Here is a 23,624-nt window from a genome sequence, read left to right as displayed (position 1 = left end):
CCGGTCAGCAAGATGTGTCGCCTATCGTCCGCCGCATCCGTCCCGGGAGAACCAACCATGGGCCGCCGCCCCCTGTACCGCCGCACGGCCCTGCTCGCCGGCCTCACCGCCGTCTCGCTCTCGCTGACGCTCTGTTCCTGCGCCCCCGGCGGCTCCGACTCCGGCTCCCGCGCCCTGCCCAGCGCGGTCGAGAGCCCCAAGCTCACCGCCGTCGACATCAACCCGCACGAGCGCGCCGAGCTGCGCCAGGGCGGCACCCTGCGGGTGGCGATCCCCCAGTACTCCACCCAGTGGTCGCCGCTCCAGAGCGACGGCGGCGAGTCCTCCACCATCGCCGTCAGCAAGCCGCTGCTGCCGACCTTCTTCCGCTCCGACGCGGCCGGCACCCAGACCCCCAACCCGGCCTACCTCCAGGACGCCCACACCGAGCAGCGGGACGGCCGGCAGGTGGTGGTCTGGACGCTGAACCCCAAGGCCCGCTGGTCCGACGGCACGCCGATCACCTGGCGCGACATCGAGGCCAACTGGAAGGCGCTGAACGGCAAGGACCCGGCGTTCCGGGCGGCCAGCAGCACCGGCTTCGAGCTGGTCTCCTCGGTCGAGCGCGGCAAGGACGACCACCAGGCCGTGATGACCTTCGAGCGGCCGTACTCCGAGTGGCAGACGATGTTCAACGGCGCCGCCAACGCCCCGCTGCTGCCGGCCTCCAGGGTCGCCACCCCGGAGCTGTTCAACACCGCCTACCTGGAGGCGATCCCGGTCACCGCGGGCCCGTTCAAGGTGGAGCGGATGGACCGGGCGGCGCAGACCGTCACCCTGGTCGCGGACCCGGCCTGGTGGGGCGACAAGCCGCTGCTGGAGCGGATCGTCTTCCACGCCATGGTGCCCAACACGATGGCCGCCGCCTTCAACAAGGGCGAGATCGACCTGTTCAACAACGGTCCGGACGTGGCCGGCTACCAGCTGATCCGCAGCACCCCGGGCGCCGCCGTCCGGCGGGCCGGCGGGCCCGACTACCGGCAGTTCACGCTGAACAGCCGCAGCCCCGTTCTCACCGACCCGACCGTCCGCCAGGCGATCTTCCAGGCGATCAACCGGGACGTCATCACCCGCTCCGACCTCGCCGGGCTGGACTGGCCCACCATCACCCTCAACAACCACCTGCTGGTGGCCAACCAGAACGGCTACCGGGACAACTCCCTCGGCCTCAGCCGCTACGACCCCACCGAGGCCGCCCGCAAGCTCGACGCGGCCGGCTGGAAGCTCGACGGCGACGTCCGCCGCAAGGACGGCAAGGAGCTCAACCTGCGGATGGTCATCCCGGCCGGCGTCACCCAGGCCCAGAACGAGGCCACCGTCGCCACCGGCATGCTCAAGGACGTCGGGGTCAAGGTCACCACCGTCACCGCCAGCCCCAACGAGTTCTTCGACAAGTACGTCAACCGGCGGGACTTCGACATGACCGCCTTCTCGCTGCTCGGCACGCCGTTCCCGGCCAGCGGCAACCGGACCAACTTCGCCACCAACGGCGGCACCAACCACTCCCAGGCCGGCAGCCCGGCGGTCGACGCCGCGTTCGACCGGGCGGCCTCGGCCACCGACGCGGCGGGCACCTTCGAGGCCCTCAACCAGGCCGACGGCGAGCTGTGGAAGGTGGCCGGCATGCTGCCGCTCTACCAGCGCCCGCAGCTGTTCGGCGCCCGCGCCGACCTCGCCAACATCGGCGCCCAGGGCCTGTCCGACATCATCTGGGAGAACGTCGGCTACCTGAAGTGACGTTCCGCCGGGCGCGGCCGCACGGCCGGGGCCCCGGAGTCCACGCGACTCCGGGGCCCCTCGCACACGCGACCGGCTCAGCCCGAGCCGATCACGTCCCGCACCTCCGCGAAGTGGCAGGCCGACTCGTGCGCGGCCGGACCGCTCAGCACCTCGGGCACCGCCAGCAGCGGGACCTCCGCCGCGCAGCGCTCCTCCGCCTTCCAGCACCGGGTGCGGAAGCGGCAGCCGGACGGCGGGTTGGCCGGCGAGGGGATGTCGCCGCTGAGCAGGATCCGCTCGCGCTGCTCGCGTCCGGTCGGGTCGGGCACCGGGACGGCGGACAGCAGCGCCTGGGTGTACGGGTGGGTCGGGTGGGAGTAGATCTCCTCCTCCGTCCCGATCTCGACCAGCTTGCCGAGGTACATCACGCCGACCCGGTCGGAGATGTGCCGGACGATCGAGAGGTCGTGCGCGATGAACATGTAGGAGAGCTGGAACTCGTTCTGCAGCTGCTCCAACAGGTTGATCACCTGCGCCTGCACCGAGACGTCCAGCGCGGAGACCGGCTCGTCGCAGATGATGACCTCCGGCTTCAGCGCCAGCCCCCGGGCGATGCCGATGCGCTGGCGCTGGCCGCCGGAGAACTGGTGCGGATAGCGGTTGATGTACTCCGGGTTCAGGCCGACCACGTCCAGCAGGTCCTGGACGGCCTTGCGGCGGTCACCCTTCGGCGCCACCTCCGGATGGATCTCGAAGGGCTCGCCGATGATGTCGCCGACCGTCATCCGGGGGTTCAGCGAGGTGTACGGGTCCTGGAACACCATCTGGATGTTGCGCCGGACCGCCTTCAGCGCCGATCCGGAGAGCCGGGTGATGTCCTCGCCCTTGAACAGCACCTGGCCGGCGGTCGCCCGCTCCAGGTTCATCAGCACCTTGGCCAGCGTCGACTTGCCGCAGCCCGACTCGCCGACGATGCCCAGCGTCTCCCCCTTGGCCAGGCCGAAGGAGACGCCGTCCACCGCCCGGACGGCGCCGACCTGCTTCTTGAAGACGATCCCCTGGGTCAGCGGGTAGTGCTTGACCAGCTCCCTGACCTCCAGGATGGGCTCAGCCATGGAGGGTCTCCTTCCAGAAGTGGCAGGCGCTCCGGCGACCCGGCAGGTCGGCCCCCTCGGCGTCCAGCACCGAGACCAGGCGCGGGAGTTCGGTGCGGCAGACGTCCTGGGCCCGGTCGCAGCGCGGGTTGAAGGCGCAGCCGGCCGGGATCCGCAGCAGGCTCGGCGGCAGGCCCTGGATGGCGTAGAGGTTCTGGCCCTTCTGGTCCAGCCGCGGGATCGAGTTGAGCAGGCCCTTGGTGTACGGGTGGGCCGGGCGCGCGTACAGGTCGTGCACCGGCGCCGTCTCCACGATCCGGCCCGCGTACATCACCGCGATCTTGTCCGCGACGTCGGCGACCACACCGAGATCGTGGGTGATCAGGATCAGCCCCATGTTGAACTCGGCCTGGAGTTCGGCCAGCAGGTCCATCACCTGGGCCTGCACGGTGACGTCCAGCGCGGTGGTCGGCTCGTCCGCGATGATCAGGTCCGGCTCCAGCGCCAGCGCCATGGCGATCATGATGCGCTGGCGCATGCCGCCGGAGAACTGGTGCGGATAGTCGCCGACGCGCTGCCTGGCGGCGGGGATGCGCACCCGCTCCATCAGCTCGACGGCCTTCTCCTTGGCCTCCTTGCGGCTCGCCCCCTGGTGCACCCGGAACATCTCGCCGAGTTGGTAGCCGACGCTGAGCACCGGGTTGAGCGAGGAGAGCGCGTCCTGGAAGATCATCGCGATCTTCCGGCCGCGCACCGCCCGCCGGGCCCTGGGGGCCATGGTGAGCAGGTCCTGGCCGCGGAAGCGGATCGAGCCCGCGGTGATCCGCCCCGGGGGCATGTCGAGGATGCCCATGATCGCCTGCGCGGTCACCGACTTGCCGGAGCCGGACTCGCCGAGCACCGCCAGGGTCTCCCCCGCCGACACCGAGTAGCTCACCCCGTTGACGGCCTTGGCGACGCCGTCGCGGGTGTGGAACTCGATGTGCAGGTCGTCGACCTCCAGCAGCGGGGTGCCGGGCACCAGGCTCTCCCGGCGCGCGCCCAGCACCTCCACCGCGTCCCGGCCCGCGTCCGCGCCGTCCTTCGCCGGCTTGGTCATGTCAGTCATGGTCCGCGGCCCTCCTCAGCGCAGCTTCGGGTCGAGGGCGTCGCGCACCGCGTCGCCGAGCATGATGAACGCCAGCACGGTGATGCTCAGCACGGCGGCCGGGAAGAGCAGGACGTGCGGGGCGTTCAGGAAGCGGGACTGGGCGTCACTGATCATCAGGCCCCAGGAGATCGCCGGGGACTGGATGCCGATGCCCAGGTAGGACAGCGCGGCCTCGGCACCGATGTAGACGCCCAGGTTGATGGTGGAGACCACGATCACCGGGGCGACGGCGTTCGGCAGGATGTGCCGGCTGACGATCCGCCCGGTCCCGGCGCCCAGCGCCCGGGCCGCCACCACGTAGTCGTTGTGCTTGTTGGCCAGCACCGCCGAGCGCATCAGCCGGTAGATCTGCGGCCAGCCGAGCACGGCCATCACCGCGGAGACCGTCCAGGCGTTGCCCTTGCCCCAGGTCGACATGATCAGCATGCCGCCGAGCAGCAGCGGGATGGCGAAGAAGATCTCGGTGACCCGGGAGAGCACGCTGTCGCCGAGGCCGCCGATCCAGCCGGCCCACAGGCCCAGGACACCGCCGACCAGGACCACCAGGGTGGTGGTCACCATGCCGACGATGATCGAGTTCCGGGCGCCCCAGATGGTGCGGGTGTAGATGTCGCAGCCCTGGACGTCGAAGCCGAACCAGTGGGCGCCGCTCGGCCGCTTCAGCGAGTCGGCCAGGTTGCAGAAGCCACCGGCCCGCGGGTCCGCCTCGGTGAAGAGCCCCGGGGCGACCGCGAGCACCACCATGAAGACCACCAGGAACCCGCCGATCAGGAACAGCGGGTTGCGGCGCAGGTCCGCCCAGGCGTCGCTCCACAGGCTGGCGACCCGCTCGCCGCCCTTGCCGCCCTTGCCGTCCTTGTCGCCCTTGCCGCGGCCGCGCTGCCCGGGGATCGCCGCGCTCGCGTTCTCGCTCTTCGTCGGCTCACTCATAGCGGATCCTCGGGTCCAGGACGGCGTACAGCAGGTCGACCACCAGGTTGGCGAACAGGTAGACCATCACCAGGGCGCTCACGATGCCCACGACGATGGTGCGTTCCCGCAGGTAGACGGACTGGAAGAGCTGGTGTCCGACGCCGGGGATGTTGAAGATGCCCTCGGTGATCACCGCGCCGCCCATCAGGCCGCCGAGGTCCATGCCCAGGAAGGTGACGATCGGGATCAGCGCGTTGCGCAGCCCGTGCCGGACCACCACCCGCAGCGGGCTGAGGCCCTTGGCGACCGCGGTCCGGACGTAGTCCGCCCGCATGACCTCGATCAGGCTGGTCCGGGTGAGGCGGGCCACGTACGCCAGCGAGGTCGAGGCCAGTACGTAGCCGGGCAGCAGGTAGGAGCGGAAGCCGGCCTCCTCGTTGAAGGAGACCGGGAAGAAGTCGATGCCGTAGTCGGTGTTGAGCTTCACCCCGAGGAGCAGCTGGAGCACGAAGCCGATCACGAAGACCGGGATCGAGATGACCATCAGGGTCGAGATCAGCACCACGTTGTCGATGAACCTGCCGCGCCGCAGGGCGGCGACGACGCCGGCGGTGACACCCACCACCATCTCGATGGCGAGCGCGGTGAGCGCCAGGTTGATGGTGTACGGGAAGGCCCGCTGCATGACGTCGACGACCTGGTTGCCCCGGTAGTCCTCGCCGAAGTCGCCCTTGAACAGGCCGGTCAGGTAGTCCCAGTACTGGATGAAGAACGGGTCGTCCAGGTGGTACCGGTCCCGGAGGACCTCGACGACGCCGGGGTCCTGCCGCTTCTCACCGGCCAGTGCCGTGATGGGGTCGCCAGGCAGCAGGAAGACCAGTGCGTAGATCAGGAATGTCGCGCCGAGGATCACAGGTATGGCCTGGATGATTCGGCGGACCACATAGCGGCCCATGCGGTCTCCTCGTGGTGGGGGCACGCCGGAGCCGGGCGGCGCGGGGGTTGCCCGCACCGCCCGTCAGGGCGCGCCGGTCGGAGTGGACGACGGTCAGGCCAGCTCGACGTTGGCCAGGTCGATGCGGTTCTGGGCGTCCACGACCACGTTCTTGACGGTCTTGGTGTAGGCGGCGGAGGTCATGTAGGTGTAGACCGGGATGTACGGCAGGTCCTTGATCAGGATGTCGTCGGCCTGCTGGTACAGCTTCTGGCCCTCCTCCAGGCTCTTCGCCTGGTCCGCCTGGGCGAGCACGGACTCGAACTGCTCGTTGACGTAGCCGCCGTAGTTGGAGCCGTTCTCGATCGCGACCTTGGAGAAGATCGGCCGCAGGTAGTTCTCCATCGACGGGTAGTCCATCTGCCAGGCCATCCGGAACGCGCCGGAGAACTGCTTGTCGCCCAGCGAGTCCAGGATCTTGCCGAACTTCTCGAAGGGCTTGAAGGTGACCTCGACGCCGAGGTTCTTCTTCAACTGGTTGCCGACCGCCTCGATCCACTCCTTGTGGCCGCCGTCGGCGTTGTAGCCCAGGTCGATGGTGTTGTTCGGGACGCCGCCGGCCGCGGTGAAGATCTCCTTGGCCTTGGCCGGGTCGTACTTCGCCGCGTCGCCCATGGCGCCCTTGCGGTAACCCGGGACGATCGGGCTGATGAAGTCGTCGGCCGGGACGCGGGTGCCCGAGAAGATGGTCTTGGTGATCGCCTCGCGGTCGATCGCCATCGAGATCGCCTTGCGGATCTCCGGCTTGCCGTAGGCGGCCGGGTTGGTGGCGATCGGGAAGCCGATGAAGCCGACGCCCGACTCCGGCTTGTAGATGTAGCGGTCGCCGAACTCGTTCTTGACCGTGCCCATGGCCGAGATCGGGAGCTTGTTGGTGATCTGGATGTTGTTGGCCCGCAGGTCGTTGTAGGCCGTTTCCAGCTTGTCGTAAATCTTGAAGGTGACGGAATCCAGCTTGGCCTTTCCGGCCGACTCCGGGAAGTTCTCGTACCGCTTGATCTTGATCTGCTGGTTGTGCTCCCACTTCCCGTCCATCTGGAACGGGCCGTTGCCGACCGGGGACTCCTCGAAGGCCTTCTTGTCCTGGAAGAAGGCCTTCGGCAGCGGATAGAATGCGGTGTAGCCCAGCATGATCTTGAACTGCGAGAACGGCGCGCCGAGGGTGACCGTGAAGGTCTTGTCGTCGACAACCTTGAGGCCCTTGAGCTTGTCGGTGGCCGGCTTCTTGTCCTTGCCCGGGGAGAGTTCCTCGGCACCCTCGATCTTGGAGAAGAAGGGCAGGGCCTCGGCCGCGTTGTCCTGGTTGGCGCCCCAGTTCCAGGCGTCGACGAAGGACTGGGCGGTGACCTTCTCGCCGTTGTGGAAGGTGAAGCCGTCCTTGAGCTTGATCGTCCAGACCTTGCTGTCCGGGGACTCGATCGACTCCGCGACGCGCAGCTTCGGCTCGTTGGTCTGCCGGTCGTACTCCACCAGGCCGGCGAAGACCTGCGCGAGCACCTGGGCGCCCTCGGACTCCGCGGTGTTCTGCGGGATCAGCCCGTGCTGCGGCTCACCCGACTGGATGGCGATCGAGCCACCCTTCTTGCCCGACCCGTTCGCGCCGTCCGAGGACTTCTTGTCGCTGCCGGTGCTGCAGGCGGAGATCGCGAGCGCGGTGCAGGCCGCCAGCGCGGACCAGCGCATCGTCTTGGTGAGCCTCATTCAACTGCTCCTCGATTTAGGGGCTTACGAACGAACGGCGCCCCGCCATCCGGTGTGCCGGGTACGGCGGGGGTCGACATCTCAGGGCCGAGCCGCACAGCCGGCGAGGTGACCACTGATACGCGCAGAGCAACTATCGATCAACCGACCCCTTCCGTGGAATCGCCGTCACATCTCTTTTCAATTACAGGCCGAGGCCAAGCCGTGACAATACTCGGCAAATTCCGCCATATCGCGCCCGGAATCACCGGCTCCGCCTTCCGAATAGCGGACCGGGAGTTCCGGTATTCGAATATTTACGAAGCGTAATGATCCATTTGGAGGGCCGTCCGGAGCGGCCGGACGGAATTGCCGCAGGTCGGCGGGTGGACAAACGCCGGAGCGCGCCCTCCCGGAGGAGGACGCGCTCCGGCGACGGGGCGGGCCCCGGTGTCAACCGGTTTCCGGACCGTCCGGCTCCCCCTCGCCGCGGCCGGCTCGGTCGTCACCGGCCTGGTCGTTCCCGGCCCGGTCGTCACCGGTCCGGTCGTTCCCGGTCCCGTCGTCGCCGGCCTGGTCGCGTTCGGCCGCGAAGTGGCAGGCCGACTCGTGCGCGGCCGGCCCGCTCAGCCAGCCCGGTACGGCCAGCAGCGGGACCTCCACCGCGCACCTCTCCTGCGCCTTCCAGCAGCGGGTGCGGAAACGGCAGCCGGACGGCGGGTTGGCCGGCGAGGGCACGTCACCGGTCAGCACGATCCGGTCCCGGCTCTCGCGCGCCGTCGGGTCCGGCACCGGCACCGCGGACAGCAGCGCCTGGGTGTACGGGTGCGTGGCGTGGTCGTAGATCTCCCGGTCGCTGCCGATCTCGACCAGCCTGCCGAGGTACATCACGCCGACCCGGTCGGAGATGTGCCGGACGATCGAGAGGTCGTGCGCGATGAACATGTACGAGAGGTTGAACTCGCTCTGCAGCTGCTCCAGCAGGTTGATCACCTGCGCCTGCACCGAGACGTCCAGCGCGGAGACCGGCTCGTCGCAGATGATGACCTCCGGCTTCAGCGCCAGCCCCCGGGCGATGCCGATGCGCTGGCGCTGGCCGCCGGAGAACTGGTGCGGATACCGGTTGATGTACTCCGGGTTGAGGCCGACCACGTCCAGCAGGTCCTGGACGGCCTTGCGGCGGTCGCCCTTCGGCGCCACCTCCGGATGGATCTCGAAGGGCTCGCCGATGATGTCGCCGACCGTCATGCGCGGGTTCAGCGAGGTGTACGGGTCCTGGAACACCATCTGGATGTTGCGCCGCACCGCCTTCAGCGCCGATCCGGAGAGCCTCGAGATCTCCTCGCCCTTGTAGCGCACCGAACCGCCGGTGGCCGGCTCCAGGTTCATCAGCACCTTGGCCAGCGTCGACTTGCCGCAGCCCGACTCGCCGACGATGCCCAGCGTCTCCCCCTGCATCAGGTCGAAGGAGACCCCGTCGACCGCCTTCACCGCGCCGACCTGCTTCTTGAACAGCACGCCCTTGGTCAGCGGGAAGTGCTTGACCAGGTCCCTGACCTCCAGGATCGGCTCGCCGCGCGCCACCTCCTGCTCGAAGGCGGCCTCCACCGGCGACTCGACCGGGCCGGCCCCGTCAACGGTCATGGAGGGTCTCCTTCCAGAAGAAGCAGGCGCTGCCCCGCCCGGCCAGTTCGGTGCCGTCGTCCTCGGTGACCTGGAAGAGCTCCGGCACCTGCTGCCGGCAGATGTCCTGGGCGCGCGGGCAGCGCGGGTTGAACGCGCAGCCCGGCGGGATCCGCAGCAGGTTGGGCGGCAGTCCCTTGATCGCGTACAGCTCCTGGCCCTTCTGGTCCAGGCGCGGGATCGAGTCCAGCAGCCCGCGGGTGTACGGGTGCGCCGGGCGCGCGTAGAGCTCGTGCACCGGCGCCGTCTCCACGATCCGGCCCGCGTACATCACCGCGATCTTGTCGGCGACGTCGGCGACCACACCGAGGTCGTGGGTGATCAGGATCAGCCCCATGTGGTACTCGGCCTGGAGCTCCGCGAGCAGATCCATCACCTGGGCCTGCACGGTGACGTCCAGCGCGGTGGTCGGCTCGTCCGCGATGATCAGGTCCGGCTCCAGCGCCAGCGCCATGGCGATCATGATGCGCTGGCGCATACCGCCGGAGAACTGGTGCGGATAGTCGTTCACCCGCTGCCCGGCGGCGGGGATGCGCACCCGCTCCATCAGCTCGACGGCCTTCTCCTTGGCCGCCTTGCGCGAGGTGCCGTGGTGGGCGCGGAACATCTCGCCGAGCTGGAACCCCACGGTGAGCACCGGGTTGAGCGAGGAGAGCGCGTCCTGGAAGATCATCGCGATCTTCTGCCCGCGGACCTTGCGCCGCGTCTCCTTGTCCATCTTCAGCATGTCCTCGCCCCGGAAGCGGATCTCGCCCCGGGGGATGCGGGCCGGCGGCATGTCGAGGATGCCCATGATCGCCTGCGCGGTCACCGACTTGCCGGAGCCGGACTCACCGAGCACGGCCAGCGTCTCCCCGGCCCGGACGCTGTAGTTGACCCCGTTGACCGCCTTCGCCACTCCGTCCCGGGTGACGAACTCGACGTGCAGGTCGCGGACGTCGAGCAGCGGCCCCTCGTAGGGCGCCTCCCGCCGGTCCTTGCCGGTATCGACTGCTGTGGTCACGATGCGTCCCCTCGCTCAGCGCAGCTTCGGGTCGAGGGCGTCGCGCACCGCGTCGCCCAGCATGATGAAGGCCAGCACGGTGATGGAGAGCGCCGCGGCCGGGAAGAACAGGACGAACGGGGCGGTGCGGATCACCTTCTGGGCGGAGGAGATGTCGATGCCCCAGGAGATGGTCGGGTCCTGGAGGCCGATGCCGAGGAAGCTCAGCGTCGCCTCGGTGGCGATGTAGCCGCCCAGCGCGATGGTCGCCACCACGATCACCGGGGCGACCGCGTTCGGCAGGATGTGCCGGAACATCAGCCGGCCGGTGCCGGCGCCGAGCGCCCGCCCGGCCACCACGAAGTCGGACTGCTTGACCGTCAGCACCGCGCCGCGCATCACGCGGGCGATCTGGGTCCAGCCCAGGACGCCGAGCGCGACGACCACGGTCCACACCGTGCGGACGCTGAAGGCGTTCAGCAGCACCAGCGCGCCGAGCAGCAGCGGGATGCCGAAGAAGATGTCGATGATCCGGGAGAGCACCGCGTCCACGGTCCCCCCGAAGTAGCCGGCCACCATGCCGGTCAGGCCGCCGAGCAGAGTGACGATGGCGGTCACGAAGATGCCGACGGTGATCGAGGCGCGGGCGCCGTACACCACCCGGGCGTAGATGGAGCGGCCCTGCCCGTCGTAGCCGAACCAGCCGGCCCCGAAGAAGTCCGTCCAGTCCGGCCGCTTGAGGTAGTTGTTGACCAGGTCGGCCTTGCGCGGATCGGCGTCGGTGAACGCCCCGGGGAAGACCGCCATCACGATCAGCAGCAGGATCAGCACCGCCGAGATCAGGAAGATCGGCCGCCTGCGCAGGTCGCGCCAGGCGTCGCCCCAGAGGCTGCGGGCCTCCTCGCGCTTCTCCGGGTCGGGCTCGACCAGGGTCTCCTGCTCGACCGCCATGCCCTGCTCACCGGCGTAGTCCAAGTGGTCCACCCCCGGCTTGGGATGCGGCTCGAAGGAGTCCTCGTCGTGGATGTCAGGCATAGCGGATCCTCGGGTCCAGGACCGCGTAGAGCAGGTCGACGACGAGGGAGGCCACCAGGTAGACGATCACCAGCACGGTGACGATGCCGACCACGGTCGGCCCCTCCTTCTGGTTGATCGCCCGGTAGAGGACGTTGCCGACGCCCTGCACGTTGAAGATGCCCTCGGTGACGATCGCGCCGCCCATCAGCGCGCCGAGGTCGGTGCCGAGGAAGGTGACCACCGGGATGAGCGAGTTGCGCAGCAGGTGCCGGGTGACGATGGTGCGCCGGGGCAGGCCCTTGGCCACCGCGGTGCGCATGTAGTCGGCGCGCAGGTTCTCGCCGATGGACGTGCGGGTGAGGCGGGCGACGAAGGCGAGCGAGAGCGAGCCCAGCACGATCGCCGGGAGGATCAGCTGGGAGAGGTCCTTGGAGTCCTGGACGGTCGGGGTGACCCAGCCGAGGTTGGTCGCGAAGACGGTCTGGGCGATGTACGCGAGGACGAAGACCGGGATGGAGATCACCAGCAGGGTGAGGACCAGCACCAGGGTGTCCTGCACGCTGCCGCGCTTCAGCCCGGAGACCAGGCCCAGCAGCAGTCCGAAGATCATCTCGAAGGCGAAGGCCAGCAGGGCCAGCCGGATGGTGACCGGGAAGGCGTCCGCCATGATGTCGGAGACCGGACGGCCGGTGAAGCTGGTGCCGAAGTCCCCCTGGAAGAGGTTCCCCATGTAGTGCAGGTACTGCTTCCAGATCGGCTGGTCCAGGTAGTACTTGTGCTTGAGGTTGGCCACCACGGCGGGGTCCGCGGCCTTCTCCCCGAACAGCGCCGAGACCGGGTCGCCCGGCAGCGTGTAGACCATCAGGAAGATCAGCAGCGTGGTGCCGAAGAACACCGGGATCATCTGCAGCACCCGCCGCAGCACGTAACTGCCCATTCGAGCCTCCTTCCTGGAGACGTGATCGAGTGCCCGGGCCCCGCCCTCCGTGCGGGAAGGGCGGGGCCCGCGCGGGACGACTCGTCAGCCCGTGACCTCGACCTGGGTCCAGGCCGGGTTGCCGAAGGAGTCGAACTCCACGTTCTGGACCCTGGTGGAGTAGCCCGAGGTGGTGCGGTAGTACCAGAGCGGGATGGCCGGCATGCCGCTCGCCAGCACGGCCTCGGCCTGCTGGTAGCCGGTCACCGAGTCGCCGACGCTGGCGGCCTGGTCGGCCTGGGTGGCGAGCTGGTCGAACTGCGGGTTGCTGTAGCCGAAGTCGTTGGACGCGGCGCCGGTGCGGTACACGTCGGCGAGGAAGTTGGCGTTCAGCGGGTAGTCCTGGACCCAGCCGGTGCGGAAGGCGCCGTTGATCTGGTGGCCGGTGATCGCGGCGCGGGCGGTCTTGAAGTCCGGCTTGGGGTCGCCCACGCAGTCCACGCCGGTGCTCTGCCGGATCGAGTTGCAGACCGCGTCGACCCACTCCTTGTGGCCGCCGTCCGCGTTGTAGGTGATGGTCAGCCGGTTGCCGGGGACGCCGCCGCCCTCGGTGATCAGCTGCTTGGCCTTGGCCGCGTCGAAGGTGCAGAAATCGCCGCACTGGCCGGCCTTGTAGCCCTCCACACCCTCGGCCACCCAGGCGGTGGCGGGCTTGCGCGAGCCCTGGAGCACGGTCTTGGTGATGGTGTCGCGGTCGATCGCCATCGACAGGCCCTGGCGGACCTTCGCCTTGTCCGGGGAGGCCCAGTCGGCCTGGTAGAGCGTGAAGCCGATGTTCTGGATGGCGCCCTGCGGCTCGTCGACCGCCCGGTCCCCGAGGTCGGTCTTGTAGGTGGCCAGGGCGGAGGGCGGCACCTGGTCCATCACGTCCAGGTTGTTGGACTGCAGGTCGGCGTAGGCGGCCTCGGCGGTGCTGTACATCTTGAAGACGACGCCGCCGTTCTTCGGCTTGTCGACGCCCTGGTAGTCCGGGAAGGTCTTGGTGACCACCTGCTGGTTGTGGTCCCAGCTGACGAACTGGTAGGGGCCGTTGCCGACCGGCTTCTGCCCGTACCCGGAGGGGTCGCCGAAGAAGGCGTCCGGCAGCGGGGAGAAGGCGATGTAGCCGAGCTTGTACTCGAAGTACGAGACCTTGCCGCTCAGCTTGATGGTGAAGTGCAGGTTGTCCGTGACGGTCAGCCCGGACATCTTGTCCGCGGTCGGCTGGCCGCTGGCGGGGTGGACGTCCTGGTAGCCCTCGATGTCGGAGAACCAGGAGCTGTTGATCTGGTTGTTGGCGGTGCTCGCGCCCCAGTTCCAGGCGTCCACGAAGTTCTTGGCCTGCACCGGCGTGCCGTCGTGGAACTTCCAGCCGTCCTTCAGCGTGACGGTGAAGGTCTGCGAGTCGCTGGTCTCGATCGAGTCCGCGACCTGCATCCGGATCTTCGCGTTCGAGGGGTCGTAGTCGACCAGCCCCTTGAACAGGTTCTGAATGATGCGCCCGCCACCGGTCTCGTTGGCGTTGGCCGGCTGCAGCGGGTTCTGCGGCTCGCTGCTCTGGTAACTGAAGGTCTTGCTGCTGTCCGACGAACCGCTGCTGCCGCCCCCGTCGCTGTCGTTGCTGCATCCGCCGGCCACCAGGGCCACGGACGTCGCTGCGGCGAGGACCCATCGAGCACGGGTGGCCACGGGCATGAAGGTCCCTCCTCAAGGTGTGTGACGCATCACACCCCATGAGAAGGTCGCCCGCCCGGCGGCGCGAGCTGGGGACCCCCGGACGGGTGCACCTTCCGTGACCGTTGTTGACGCCCCGGCGGACCGGGCGCGCGAACGCCGGAGGGGCCCGTCACCGTGAACGGCGGCGGGCCCCTCCGGGCGGGACCGGGCGGGCGGTCAGACCGCGGCCGTCTCCCGGACGGCGGCGAAGTGGCACGCCGACTGGTGCTTGGCCGGGCCGCTCAGCACCTCGGGCACCGCGAGCAGCGGGACCTCGGTCGAGCAGCGCTCCTCCGCCTTCCAGCAGCGGGTGCGGAAGCGGCAGCCGGACGGCGGGTTGGCCGGCGAGGGGATGTCACCGGTCAGGATGATCCGGTCGCGGTTGGCGCGCGCCGTCGGGTCCGGCACCGGCACCGCGGAGAGCAGCGCCTGGGTGTACGGGTGGGTGGCGTTCTCGTAGATCTCCTCGTCCGTGCCGATCTCGACCATCTTGCCGAGGTACATCACGCCGACGCGGTCGGAGATGTGCCGGACGATGGAGAGGTCGTGGGCGATGAACATGTAGGAGAGCTCGAACTCGTTCTGGAGCTGCTCCAGCAGGTTGATCACCTGCGCCTGGACGGACACGTCGAGCGCGGAGACCGGCTCGTCGCAGATGATGATCTCCGGCTTGAGCGCGAGGCCGCGGGCGATGCCGATGCGCTGGCGCTGGCCGCCGGAGAACTGGTGCGGGTACCGGTTGATGTACTCGGGGTTCAGGCCGACGACGTCCAGCAGGTCCTGGACGGCCTTGCGGCGGTCGCCCTTGGGAGCCACCTCGGGGTGGATCTCGAAGGGCTCGCCGATGATGTCGCCGACCGTCATGCGCGGGTTGAGCGAGGTGTACGGGTCCTGGAACACCATCTGGATGTTCCGGCGGACGGCCTTGAGGGCCGCGCCGGACAGCTTGGAGATGTCCTCGCCCTTGAACAGCACCTGGCCGGAGGTGGCCCGCTCCAGGTTCATCAGCACCTTGGCCAGCGTGGACTTGCCACAGCCGGACTCGCCGACGATGCCGAGCGTCTCGCCCTTCCCCAGCTCGAAGGAGACGCCGTCGACGGCCTTGACGGCGCCGACCTGCTTCTTGAACAGGATGCCCTGGGTCAGCGGGTAGTGCTTGACCAGGTCCTTGACCTCCAGGATGGGCTCAGCCATGGAGGGTCTCCTTCCAGAGGTGGCACGCGCTGCGGCGGCCGGTGAGCTCCTTGCCGTCCTTGTCGGTCACCTGGTGCAGCTTCGGGATCTCCGTGCGGCACAGGTCGGTGGCGACGTCACAGCGGGGGTTGAACGCGCAGCCGGCCGGAACCTTCAGCAGGTTCGGGGGCAGGCCCTTGATCGCGTACAGCTCCTGGCCCTTCTGGTCCAGGCGCGGGATGGAGCGGAGCAGGCCCTTGGTGTACGGGTGCGCCGGGTTGGCGTACAGCTCGTGCACCGGGGCGGTCTCGACGATCCGGCCGGCGTACATCACGGCGATCTTGTCCGCGACGTCGGCAACCACGCCGAGGTCGTGGGTGATCAGGATCAGGCCCATGTTGTACTCGTCCTGGAGCTCCGCGAGCAGGTCCATCACCTGGGCCTGGACGGTGACGTCCAGGGCGGTGGTGGGCTCGTCGGCGATGATCAGGTCGGGCTCCATGGAGAGCGCCATGGCGATCATGATGCGCTGGCGCATACCGCCGGAGAACTGGTGCGGGTAGTCGCCGACGCGCTGCTTGGCGGCGGGGATGCGCACCCGCTCCATCAGCTCGATCGCCTTCTCCCGGGCCTCCTTCTTGGAGGCGCCGCGGTGCACCCGGAACATCTCGCCGAGCTGGGCGCCGACGGTCATCACCGGGTTGAGCGAGGAGAGCGCGTCCTGGAAGATCATCGCGATCTTCTGGCCGCGAATCTGCCGGCGCTCCTCGTCCTTCATCGCGAGCATGTCCTGCCCGCGGAAGAGGATCTGGCCCTGGGAGATCTTGCCGGGCGGCATGTCGAGGATGCCCATGATGGTCTGGGCGGTCACCGACTTGCCGGAGCCCGACTCGCCGAGCACCGCCAGGGTCTCACCGGCGGCCACGGAGTAGTTGACGCCGTTCACGGCCTTGGCGACGCCGTCCCGGGTGTGGAACTCCACGTGGAGGTCCTTGACCTCCAGCAGCGGGGTGCCAACCTCCAGGCGGCCGCTCTTCTGGTTCTTCTCGATCACGGTGGTCATCGGGTCGTCACCTCTTCTCTCAGCGGAGCTTCGGGTCGAGGGCGTCGCGCACCGCGTCGCCGAGCATGATGAAGGCCAGCACCGTGACGCTCAGTACGGCCGACGGGAAGAGCAGGACGTGCGGGGCGTCCAGGAAGCGGACCGAGGCGTCACTGATCATCAGGCCCCAGGAGATCTCCGGCGGCTGGACGCCGATGCCCAGGTAGGACAGGGCGGCCTCGGCACCGATGTAGACGCCCAGCGAGATGGCGGCGACGACGATGACCGGCGCGATGGCGTTCGGCAGGATGTGCCGGAAGGTGATCCGGCCGGAGCCGGCGCCCAGGGCGCGGGCGGCCATCACGTAGTCGTTGTTCTTGTTGGCCAGCACGGAGGCACGCATGATGCGGAAGATCTGCGGCCAGCCGAGGACGGTCATGACGACCGAGACCGTCCAGGCGTTGCCCTTGCCGAGCATCGACATGATCAGCATGCCGCCGAGCAGCAGCGGGATCGAGAAGAAGATCTCGGTGAAGCGGGACAGGATGCTGTCGACGATCCCGCCCTTCCAGCCGGCCAGCAGGCCGAGGAGGGCACCGGTCACGGTGACCATCGTGGTGGTCAGGACACCGACGATGATCGAGTTGCGGGCGCCCCACACCGTCCGGGTGTAGATGTCGCAGCCCTGGACGTCGAAGCCGAACCAGTGCTCGGCGCTCGGCCGCTTCAGCGAGTCGACCAGGTCGCACGCCCCGGCGTCGGTCGGGCTGCCGTCCGTGAACCACTGCGGCACGATGGCCAGCACGATCAGGAACGACACCAGCGTGGCGCCGATGATGAAGATCGGGTTGCGGCGCAGGTCGCGCATCGCGTCCGACCAGAGGCTCGCGACACGCTCCGGCTTCTGCTTGTTCTCCGACGAGGACTTGGGGTTGTTGTCCTCGGAAGGGGCCTCGGCGCCCTTGGTGATGGTCTCACTCATAGCGGATCCTCGGGTCGAGCACGGCGTACAGCATGTCCACGAGCAGGGTGGTGACCAGGTAGATCATCACCAGCAGCGTGACGACGCCGACGATGATCGTGCCCTGCTTCTGGTACACGGCCTGGGCGAGCAGACCGCCGATGCCGTGGATGTTGAAGATCTTCTCGGTGATGACCGCGCCACCCATGAGGCCGCCGAGGTCGGCGCCCAGGAAGGTGACGATCGGGATCAGCGCGTTGCGCAGGGCGTGCCGGCCGATCACCCGGCGCCGCTTCAGGCCCTTGGCGACCGCGGTGCGGACGTAGTCCGCGCGCATGGTCTCCATCAGGCTGGTGCGGGTCAGCCGGGCCACGTACGCGAGCGAGGTCGAGGCGAGGACGAAGGCCGGCAGCAGGTATGCGCGAAGGCCGTCCTCCTCGTTGAAGGAGACCGAGAAGATCTCGATGCCGTAGTCGTTCTTGAGCTTGACGCCGAGCACGAGCTGGAGCACGAAGCCGGTGACGAAGACCGGGATCGAGATCACGAGCAGCGTGCTGATGAGGACCAGCTGGTCCAGGAACTTGCCCTTGCGCAGGGCCGCCATGACGCCCGCCAGCACACCGATGATCGCTTCGATGACGAAGGCCACCAGGGCGAGGTTCACGGTGTACGGGAACGCCTCACCGATCATGTCGCTCACCTGACGACCGGTCAGGCTCTCGCCCAGGTCACCCTGGAAGACGCCGGTGATGTAGTTCCAGTACTGGAGCAGGAACGGGTCGTTCAGGTGGTACTTCTGGCGGATCATCTCCGCCACGAGCGGATCGGCCTTCTTCTCGCCGGCCAGCGCCTGCACCGGGTCACCGGGCAGGCTGAAGCACAGCCAGTAGATCAGGAACGTCGCACCGATCAGGACAGGGATTGCCTGTATAAGTCGGCGGATGACATAGCGGCCCATCAGACCTCCATACTTTCGGACAAGGAAGGGAGGCGGGAGGACTCGGACTGTGGTCCGGTCCGCCCGCCCCCGTTCGTCTGATTACCGGATCAGCCGGCGAGCTCGACCTCGTCCAGGTTCATGCGGCCCTGGGCGTCGGTGTCGAAGTTCTTGATCTTCTTGGAGTACGCGGCGGAGGACATGTAGGTGTACACCGGGATGTACGGCAGGTCCTGGATCAGGATGTCGTCGGCCTGCTGGTACAGCTTCTGACCCTCCTCCGGGGTCTTCGCCTGGTCGGCCTGGTCCAGCAGCGACTCGAACTGCTCGTTGACGTAACCGCCGTAGTTCGAGCCGTTCTCGATCGCGACCTTCGAGAAGATCGGACGCAGGTAGTTCTCGATCGACGGGTAGTCCATCGACCAGGCCATGCGGAAGCCGCCGGAGTACTGCTTGTCGCCCAGCGCGTCCAGGATCTTGCCGAACTTCTCGAACGGCTTGGTGGTGACCTCGACGCCGAGGTTCTTCTTCAGCTGGTTCGCGACGGCCTCGATCCACTCCTTGTGGCCGCCGTCGGCGTTGTAGCCCAGCTCGATGGTGTTGCCCGGGACGCCGCCGGCCGCGTCGAACATCTGCTTGGCCTTGGCCGGGTCGTACTTCGCCGCGTCGCCCATGGCGCCCTTGCGGTAACCCGGGATCAGCGGGTTGATGAAGTCGTCGGCCGGGACGCGGGTGCCCGAGAAGATGGTCTTGGTGATCGCCTCGCGGTCGATCGCCATCGAGATCGCCTTGCGGATCTCCGGCTTGCCGTAGGTCTGGGGGTTGGTGGCGATCGGGAAGCCGATGTAGCCGACGCCCGACTCCGGCTTGTAGATGTAGCGGTCGCCGAACTCGCCCTTGACCGTGCCCATGGCCGAGATCGGGAGCTTGTCGGTGGCCTGGATGTTGTCGGCGCGCAGGTCGTTGTACGCCGTCTCCAGCTTGTCGTAGATCTTGAAGGTGACGCCCTGCAGCTTCGCCTTGCCGTCAGCGGCCGGGAAGTTGTCGTAGCGCTTGACCTTGATCTGCTGGTTGTGCTCCCACTTGCCGTCCATCTGGAACGGGCCGTTGCCGATCGGGGCGTCCTCGAAGGACTTCTTGTCCTGGAAGAACGCCTTCGGCAGCGGGTAGAAGGCGTTGTAGCCCAGCATGGTCTTGAACTGGGAGAACGGGTTCGTCAGGGTGACGGTGAAGGTCTTGTCGTCGACGACCTGGAGGCCCTTGAGCTTGTCGGTGGTCGGCTTCTGGTCCTTGCCCGGGGCCAGGTCGGCGGAGCCGTCGATCTTGGCGAAGAACGGCAGGCCCTCGGCCGCGTTGTCCTGGTTGGCACCCCAGTTCCAGGCGTCCACGAAGGACTGGGCGGTGACCTTCTCGCCGTTGTGGAAGGTGTAGCCGTCCTTCAGCTTGATCGTCCAGACCTTGCTGTCGGGGGACTCGATCGACTCCGCGACGCGCAGCTTCGGCTCGTTGGTCTTGTTGTCGTACTCGACCAGGCCGGCGAACAGCGCGTTCAGGACCTCGGCACCCTCGGACTCCGCGGTGTTCTGCGGGATCAGACCGTGCTGCGGCTCACCGAGCTGGACAGCGATCGTGCCGCCGCCGGAGGCAGCCTTGTCGTCGCTCTTCGAGCTGGTGCTGCAGGCGGTCGCCGCGAGGGCGATCGCGGTCGCCGCGACGATCCACTTGGTCTGGGTTGCACCACGCATGGGGGGATGCCTCCTGAATTCGACTTTCCAACGAGGAGAGCACCGCGGGCGGTTGGTCCGGTCCGCCGTGCCGTCCGCGCTCGTGGTTTCGGCGCGCACCCCTGCGCGTTAACCCTTGACCCGAGCCTGACTGCACCCACTATGTGTCACGCACGGACACGAAAGTGACCACTGCCGATCTCAATTAGGTCACATGAACGGTCGGTAAGTTTCGAAAATCGGACATAAGAGACATACTCAGACAGGCATCAACCGGACAGTCGTCATGAATGACGGACTGTCACGTTCGCTCAGCGGACACCTTGGCGTGGTAGGCGCTATTCCGTTTATACGCGCGTCGACAGCGTGGAGTAGTTGAAAAAGTTCGCCCCCCTCTCCATCGGAAAGGGGGGCGAACGTTTCCGGCCAAAGCACCGCCGGAGGGGCTCAGAACGCCTTGATCACGCCTTCTTGGCGCGCGAGGCGGTACGGCCGCGGTCCTTCTGGTCGAGGACGACCTTACGGATGCGAACCGTCTCCGGGGTCACCTCGATGCACTCGTCCTCGCGGCAGAACTCCAGCGACTGCTCCAGCGAGAGCTTGCGCGGCGGGACGATCGACTCGGCCACGTCGGCGTTCGAGGACCGCATGTTGGTGAGCTTCTTCTCCTTGGTGATGTTGACGTCCATGTCGTCGGAGCGCGAGTTCTCGCCGACGATCATGCCCTCGTACACCTCGGTGCCCGGCTCGCAGAAGAGCACGCCGCGCTCCTGGAGGTTGGTCATCGCGAAGGCGGTGACCACGCCGGCCCGGTCGGCGACCAGCGAGCCGTTGTTGCGGGTGGTCAGCTGGCCGAACCACGGCTCGTGGCCCTCGTGGATCGAGTGCGCGATGCCGGTGCCGCGGGTGTTGGTCAGGAACTCGGTCCGGAAGCCGATCAGACCGCGGGACGGGACGACGAACTCCATCCGGACCCAGCCCGAGCCGTGGTTGGACATGTTGTCCATCCGGCCCTTGCGGATGCCCATGAGCTGGGTGACGGCGCCCATGTGCTCCTCGGGCACGTCCACGGTCAGCCGCTCGACCGGCTCGTGGGTCTTGCCGTTGACCTCCTTGGTGACCACCTGCGGCTTGCCGACGGTCAGCTCGAAGCCCTCGCGGCGCATGGTCTCGATCAGGATGGCCAGCGCCAGCTCACCGCGGCCCTGCACCTCCCAGGCGTCCGGGCGCTCGGTGTCCAGGACGCGCAGCGAGACGTTGCCGATCAGCTCGCGGTCCAGGCGGTCCTTCACCTGGCGGGCGGTGACCTTGCGGTCGACCTTGGAGCCGGACTTGGCGTCCGCGCCCTTGCCGCTGCCGCCCCGGCCGACCAGCGGCGAGGTGTTGGTGCCGATGGTCATCGAGATGGCCGGCTCGTCCACCGTGATCAGCGGCAGCGCGATCGGGTTCTCCGGGTCGGCGAGGGTCTCGCCGATCATGATGTCGGAGATGCCGGCGACGGCGCAGATGTCACCGGGGCCGGCGACCTCGGCCGGCTTGCGGGTGAGCGCCTCGGTCATCAGCAGCTCGGAGACGCGGACGTTGGAGACGGTGCCGTCGCGCTTGATCCAGGCCACCGTCTGGCCCTTGCGCAGCTCGCCCTGCTCGACGCGGAGCAGCGCGATGCGGCCGAGGAAGTTGTCGGCGTCCAGGTTGGTGACGTGGGCCTGGAGCGGGGCGTCCGCGTCGTAGGTCGGGGCCGGGACGTGCTCCAGGATGGTGGAGAAGAACGGCTCCAGGTTCTCGCTGTCACCGGGAACGGTGCCGTTCTCCGGCTTGGTCAGCGAGGCGACGCCGTCACGGGCGCAGGCGTAGACGATCGGGAACTCGATCTGGTCCTCGTCCGCGTCCAGGTCGAGGAAGAGGTCGTAGGTCTCGTTGATGACCTCGTCGATCCGGGCGTCCGGACGGTCGGTCTTGTTGATGCAGAGGATGACGGGCAGCCGCGCGGTGAGCGCCTTGCGGAGCACGAAGCGGGTCTGCGGCAGCGGACCCTCGGAGGCGTCGACCAGCAGGACGACCGCGTCCACCATCGACAGACCGCGCTCGACCTCGCCACCGAAGTCGGCGTGGCCCGGGGTGTCGATGATGTTGATGGTGATCGGCGCGCCACCGTCCTTGGGGTGGTACTTGACCGCGGTGTTCTTCGCGAGAATGGTGATGCCCTTCTCGCGCTCCAGGTCGTTGGAGTCCATCATCCGGTCGTCCAGCTGCTGGTGGGCGGCGAAGGCACCGGCCTGCTTGAGCATGGCGTCGACCAGGGTGGTCTTGCCGTGGTCGACGTGGGCGACAATGGCGACGTTACGGATGTCGTTGCGCGTGGGCATGCCTAGCGGATTCTCCCGGAATCGTGGGTTACGGCGCCCGGCTGCGTGACGCGCACTTGCGGCCCCTCGGCCGCCACCACCCGTTCCGCCTGCTACTACCGGTCCACCCGCCGGGCAGGACATGCCACGGCTTCCTCCTATGGTACGGGGACCGCCCAGCTCGGCCGAAACGGGCGGCAGGGGCGGGACCAAGATCACAGGTCGGTCACCTCCTCTTCACCCGGCGGACGCCGTGGGACAAGGTGTGCGCTTGTGAAGAGAGTGCTCCCGTTCCTGGGCTGGCTGATCGCCCTCGCCCCCCTCGTCCTGATGCTCACCACGGAGGACTCCTCCGCCCAGGTCCGGATGCTGCGGCAGATGGCGGCCTTCCTGCTCGGCTTCGCGCTGCCCCGGGTCACCTCCGAACTCTGGATCCTGCTGACCGGCCGGTGGGGCGGCAAGCGCAAGCTGTCGGTCATGATCGGCACCGGCCGGGTGGTCGCCGAGGCGGTGATCGGCGGAGTGCTGTTCCAGCTCCGGGCGCTCCCGACCGCGGTACTGATCCACTGGACGGTCGCCCGCGGCCGGCTGGTGCGGCTGCGGCTCTGGCTCTCGGCCGTGCTGCTGACCGCCGGACCGGCGGCGCTCGCCTGGTGGTTCTGGACCTCCGGCTGGTCCTTCGCGGCCTGGGGGACCGTCCTGGCCCTCCTGCTCCGGATCGTCCGCGGGTTCCGGGACCCCTACGGCTTCGGCTCCCAGCTGCTGCGGCTGCCGTTCCGGCCCTCCTCGGTGGAGACCGCCTCCGAGGCCGGCCACCTGGCCACGGCCGGCCTCCTCCAGGGCCGTTTCAGCGCGGTGGCGGCGGTCGTCGACCGGATGGAACCGGCGGACAACCCCGGGATCACCCGGGCGAAGCTGGCCCTCGGCGAGGGCCGGTACGCCGAGGCCGAGGAGCGGGCCCGGACCGAACTGGCCGAGCAGCAGCACCCCGGCCTGCTGGTGGAGGTCGGCCTGGTGATGACCGGCGCGATCGTCGGGGCCGGGGACAGTGGCGCCCTGGACCGGACGACCGCGCTGTCCCGGCTGCTGGGCGCCGTCGGACTGTTCGACGGCGACCCGGCCACGCTGGGGGTGAGCGTCCCCGCCCTGATCGACCTCGCCCGGTGGGAGGGCCGCACCGACGAGGCGGTGGCCCTCGGGTTCACACAGCGCGGCCTGCACCGCTCGCTGATCTGGCGGGCCGAGTCGAGCTGCGCGCTGGCCGCCGCGCTCGGCGCCGCCGGCCGGATCGACGAGGCGCGCGAGGCGCTCGCCCGGGCCCGCAAGGAGTGCCCGGAGCTGGCCCGGATCGCGCTGGTCGAGCGGCAGCTGGCGGACTGGGCCGCCGCCCTGCCCGTCGAGGTCCGCTAGGGCGCGTCTTGTGGATCTTGTCGGATCAGGCCGCGGCGTTGGGGTGCGTGCATCGCAAGGCGGAGGAGGGAGCCACTGCGGAGCATTGGCG

The 23,624-nt window shown here is 68.4% G+C and carries 18 protein-coding genes; 2 read left to right on the top strand and 16 right to left on the bottom strand.

The window, feature by feature from the left end:
- The first annotated feature begins 57 nt into the window (after positions 1–57).
- Positions 58–1,776 carry an ABC transporter family substrate-binding protein gene (locus ACFZBX_RS16895; protein WP_391534515.1) on the top strand — a complete coding sequence of 573 codons (1,719 nt, stop codon included), beginning with the start codon at positions 58–60 and terminating at the stop codon, positions 1,774–1,776.
- Between the two features lie 77 nt (positions 1,777–1,853).
- On the opposite strand, the gene ACFZBX_RS16890 is transcribed toward ACFZBX_RS16895, so the two are convergent.
- The 16 genes from ACFZBX_RS16890 to typA all read right to left on the bottom strand — a co-directional run bounded on the left by ACFZBX_RS16890 (position 1,854) and on the right by typA (position 22,144).
- Entirely contained in the window at positions 1,854–2,873 is a 1,020-nt protein-coding gene (locus ACFZBX_RS16890; protein WP_391534514.1) for an ABC transporter ATP-binding protein, read from the bottom strand.
- Positions 2,866–3,960 (bottom strand): ABC transporter ATP-binding protein, encoded by a 1,095-nt coding sequence (locus ACFZBX_RS16885; RefSeq protein ID WP_391534513.1) that lies wholly within the window; start codon positions 3,958–3,960, stop codon positions 2,866–2,868. The genes ACFZBX_RS16890 and ACFZBX_RS16885 overlap by 8 nt, the downstream gene beginning before the upstream one ends.
- A 15-nt stretch (positions 3,961–3,975) precedes the next feature.
- Positions 3,976–4,932 (bottom strand): ABC transporter permease, encoded by a 957-nt coding sequence (locus tag ACFZBX_RS16880; protein WP_391534512.1) that lies wholly within the window; start codon positions 4,930–4,932, stop codon positions 3,976–3,978.
- On the bottom strand, positions 4,925–5,869 hold the full coding sequence (locus ACFZBX_RS16875; protein WP_391534511.1) for an ABC transporter permease: 945 nt from the start codon (positions 5,867–5,869) through the stop codon (positions 4,925–4,927). The genes ACFZBX_RS16880 and ACFZBX_RS16875 overlap by 8 nt, the downstream gene beginning before the upstream one ends.
- Before the next feature lie 93 nt (positions 5,870–5,962).
- On the bottom strand, positions 5,963–7,609 hold the full coding sequence (locus ACFZBX_RS16870) for an ABC transporter substrate-binding protein (protein WP_391534510.1): 1,647 nt from the start codon (positions 7,607–7,609) through the stop codon (positions 5,963–5,965).
- A gap of 432 nt (positions 7,610–8,041) precedes the next feature.
- On the bottom strand, positions 8,042–9,232 hold the full coding sequence (locus ACFZBX_RS16865; RefSeq protein WP_391534509.1) for an ABC transporter ATP-binding protein: 1,191 nt from the start codon (positions 9,230–9,232) through the stop codon (positions 8,042–8,044).
- Positions 9,222–10,274: an ABC transporter ATP-binding protein gene (locus tag ACFZBX_RS16860; protein ID WP_391534508.1), complete on the bottom strand. Its 1,053-nt coding sequence runs from the start codon at positions 10,272–10,274 to the stop codon at positions 9,222–9,224. Before ACFZBX_RS16860 ends, ACFZBX_RS16865 begins: the two co-directional genes overlap by 11 nt.
- A 15-nt stretch (positions 10,275–10,289) precedes the next feature.
- Positions 10,290–11,204, bottom strand: coding sequence for an ABC transporter permease (locus ACFZBX_RS16855; RefSeq protein ID WP_391534674.1), 915 nt, complete (start codon positions 11,202–11,204; stop codon positions 10,290–10,292).
- 76 nt (positions 11,205–11,280) lie between these two features.
- Complete coding sequence (locus tag ACFZBX_RS16850) at positions 11,281–12,207, bottom strand: ABC transporter permease (RefSeq protein ID WP_391534507.1); 927 nt, start codon at positions 12,205–12,207, stop codon at positions 11,281–11,283.
- Positions 12,208–12,291: 84 nt separating this feature from the next.
- Positions 12,292–13,920: an ABC transporter substrate-binding protein gene (locus tag ACFZBX_RS16845; protein ID WP_391534506.1), complete on the bottom strand. Its 1,629-nt coding sequence runs from the start codon at positions 13,918–13,920 to the stop codon at positions 12,292–12,294.
- 198 nt (positions 13,921–14,118) lie between these two features.
- A complete protein-coding gene (locus tag ACFZBX_RS16840) occupies positions 14,119–15,135 on the bottom strand; it encodes an ABC transporter ATP-binding protein (RefSeq protein ID WP_391534505.1) in 1,017 nt (338 codons plus the stop codon).
- Positions 15,128–16,177 carry an ABC transporter ATP-binding protein gene (locus ACFZBX_RS16835; RefSeq protein ID WP_391534504.1) on the bottom strand — a complete coding sequence of 350 codons (1,050 nt, stop codon included), beginning with the start codon at positions 16,175–16,177 and terminating at the stop codon, positions 15,128–15,130. The genes ACFZBX_RS16840 and ACFZBX_RS16835 overlap by 8 nt, the downstream gene beginning before the upstream one ends.
- Positions 16,178–16,196: 19 nt before the next feature.
- Positions 16,197–17,138: an ABC transporter permease gene (locus ACFZBX_RS16830; protein WP_391534503.1), complete on the bottom strand. Its 942-nt coding sequence runs from the start codon at positions 17,136–17,138 to the stop codon at positions 16,197–16,199.
- Positions 17,131–18,075: an ABC transporter permease gene (locus tag ACFZBX_RS16825; protein WP_391534502.1), complete on the bottom strand. Its 945-nt coding sequence runs from the start codon at positions 18,073–18,075 to the stop codon at positions 17,131–17,133. The genes ACFZBX_RS16830 and ACFZBX_RS16825 overlap by 8 nt, the downstream gene beginning before the upstream one ends.
- Before the next feature lie 89 nt (positions 18,076–18,164).
- Positions 18,165–19,799 (bottom strand): ABC transporter substrate-binding protein, encoded by a 1,635-nt coding sequence (locus ACFZBX_RS16820; protein ID WP_391534501.1) that lies wholly within the window; start codon positions 19,797–19,799, stop codon positions 18,165–18,167.
- A gap of 440 nt (positions 19,800–20,239) precedes the next feature.
- The gene (gene typA, locus ACFZBX_RS16815; RefSeq protein WP_391534500.1) at positions 20,240–22,144 is read right to left on the bottom strand and encodes a translational GTPase TypA; all 1,905 of its coding nucleotides are present in this window, start codon (positions 22,142–22,144) and stop codon (positions 20,240–20,242) included.
- Positions 22,145–22,396: 252 nt separating this feature from the next.
- Here typA and ACFZBX_RS16810 point away from each other — a divergent pair, with 252 nt between their 5' ends.
- Positions 22,397–23,533 (top strand): hypothetical protein, encoded by a 1,137-nt coding sequence (locus tag ACFZBX_RS16810; RefSeq protein ID WP_391534499.1) that lies wholly within the window; start codon positions 22,397–22,399, stop codon positions 23,531–23,533.
- Positions 23,534–23,624: the final 91 nt, after the last annotated feature.

Source organism: Kitasatospora sp. NPDC008115 (assembly GCF_042957205.1).
Lineage (GTDB): Bacteria > Actinomycetota > Actinomycetes > Streptomycetales > Streptomycetaceae > Kitasatospora.
Note: the sequence above shows the minus strand (reverse complement) of the source record. Positions and strands in the feature narration are given on the sequence as shown.

Excerpts from the sequence above, each read along its gene's own strand:
- ACFZBX_RS16875 (WP_391534511.1), bottom strand. The coding sequence starts at position 5,869 with ATGGGCCGCTATGTGGTCCGCCGAATCATCCAGGCCATACCTGTGATC.
- ACFZBX_RS16825 (WP_391534502.1), bottom strand. The coding sequence starts at position 18,075 with ATGGGCCGCTATGTCATCCGCCGACTTATACAGGCAATCCCTGTCCTG.
- ACFZBX_RS16890 (WP_391534514.1), bottom strand. The coding sequence starts at position 2,873 with ATGGCTGAGCCCATCCTGGAGGTCAGGGAGCTGGTCAAGCACTACCCG.
- ACFZBX_RS16880 (WP_391534512.1), bottom strand. The coding sequence starts at position 4,932 with ATGAGTGAGCCGACGAAGAGCGAGAACGCGAGCGCGGCGATCCCCGGG.
- ACFZBX_RS16855 (WP_391534674.1), bottom strand. The coding sequence starts at position 11,204 with ATGGCGGTCGAGCAGGAGACCCTGGTCGAGCCCGACCCGGAGAAGCGC.
- ACFZBX_RS16850 (WP_391534507.1), bottom strand. The coding sequence starts at position 12,207 with ATGGGCAGTTACGTGCTGCGGCGGGTGCTGCAGATGATCCCGGTGTTC.
- ACFZBX_RS16870 (WP_391534510.1), bottom strand. The coding sequence starts at position 7,609 with ATGAGGCTCACCAAGACGATGCGCTGGTCCGCGCTGGCGGCCTGCACC.
- ACFZBX_RS16840 (WP_391534505.1), bottom strand. The coding sequence starts at position 15,135 with ATGGCTGAGCCCATCCTGGAGGTCAAGGACCTGGTCAAGCACTACCCG.
- ACFZBX_RS16820 (WP_391534501.1), bottom strand. The coding sequence starts at position 19,799 with ATGCGTGGTGCAACCCAGACCAAGTGGATCGTCGCGGCGACCGCGATC.
- ACFZBX_RS16830 (WP_391534503.1), bottom strand. The coding sequence starts at position 17,138 with ATGAGTGAGACCATCACCAAGGGCGCCGAGGCCCCTTCCGAGGACAAC.
- ACFZBX_RS16835 (WP_391534504.1), bottom strand. The coding sequence starts at position 16,177 with ATGACCACCGTGATCGAGAAGAACCAGAAGAGCGGCCGCCTGGAGGTT.
- typA (WP_391534500.1), bottom strand. The coding sequence starts at position 22,144 with ATGCCCACGCGCAACGACATCCGTAACGTCGCCATTGTCGCCCACGTC.
- ACFZBX_RS16865 (WP_391534509.1), bottom strand. The coding sequence starts at position 9,232 with ATGACCGTTGACGGGGCCGGCCCGGTCGAGTCGCCGGTGGAGGCCGCC.
- ACFZBX_RS16845 (WP_391534506.1), bottom strand. The coding sequence starts at position 13,920 with ATGCCCGTGGCCACCCGTGCTCGATGGGTCCTCGCCGCAGCGACGTCC.
- ACFZBX_RS16895 (WP_391534515.1), top strand. The coding sequence starts at position 58 with ATGGGCCGCCGCCCCCTGTACCGCCGCACGGCCCTGCTCGCCGGCCTC.
- ACFZBX_RS16885 (WP_391534513.1), bottom strand. The coding sequence starts at position 3,960 with ATGACTGACATGACCAAGCCGGCGAAGGACGGCGCGGACGCGGGCCGG.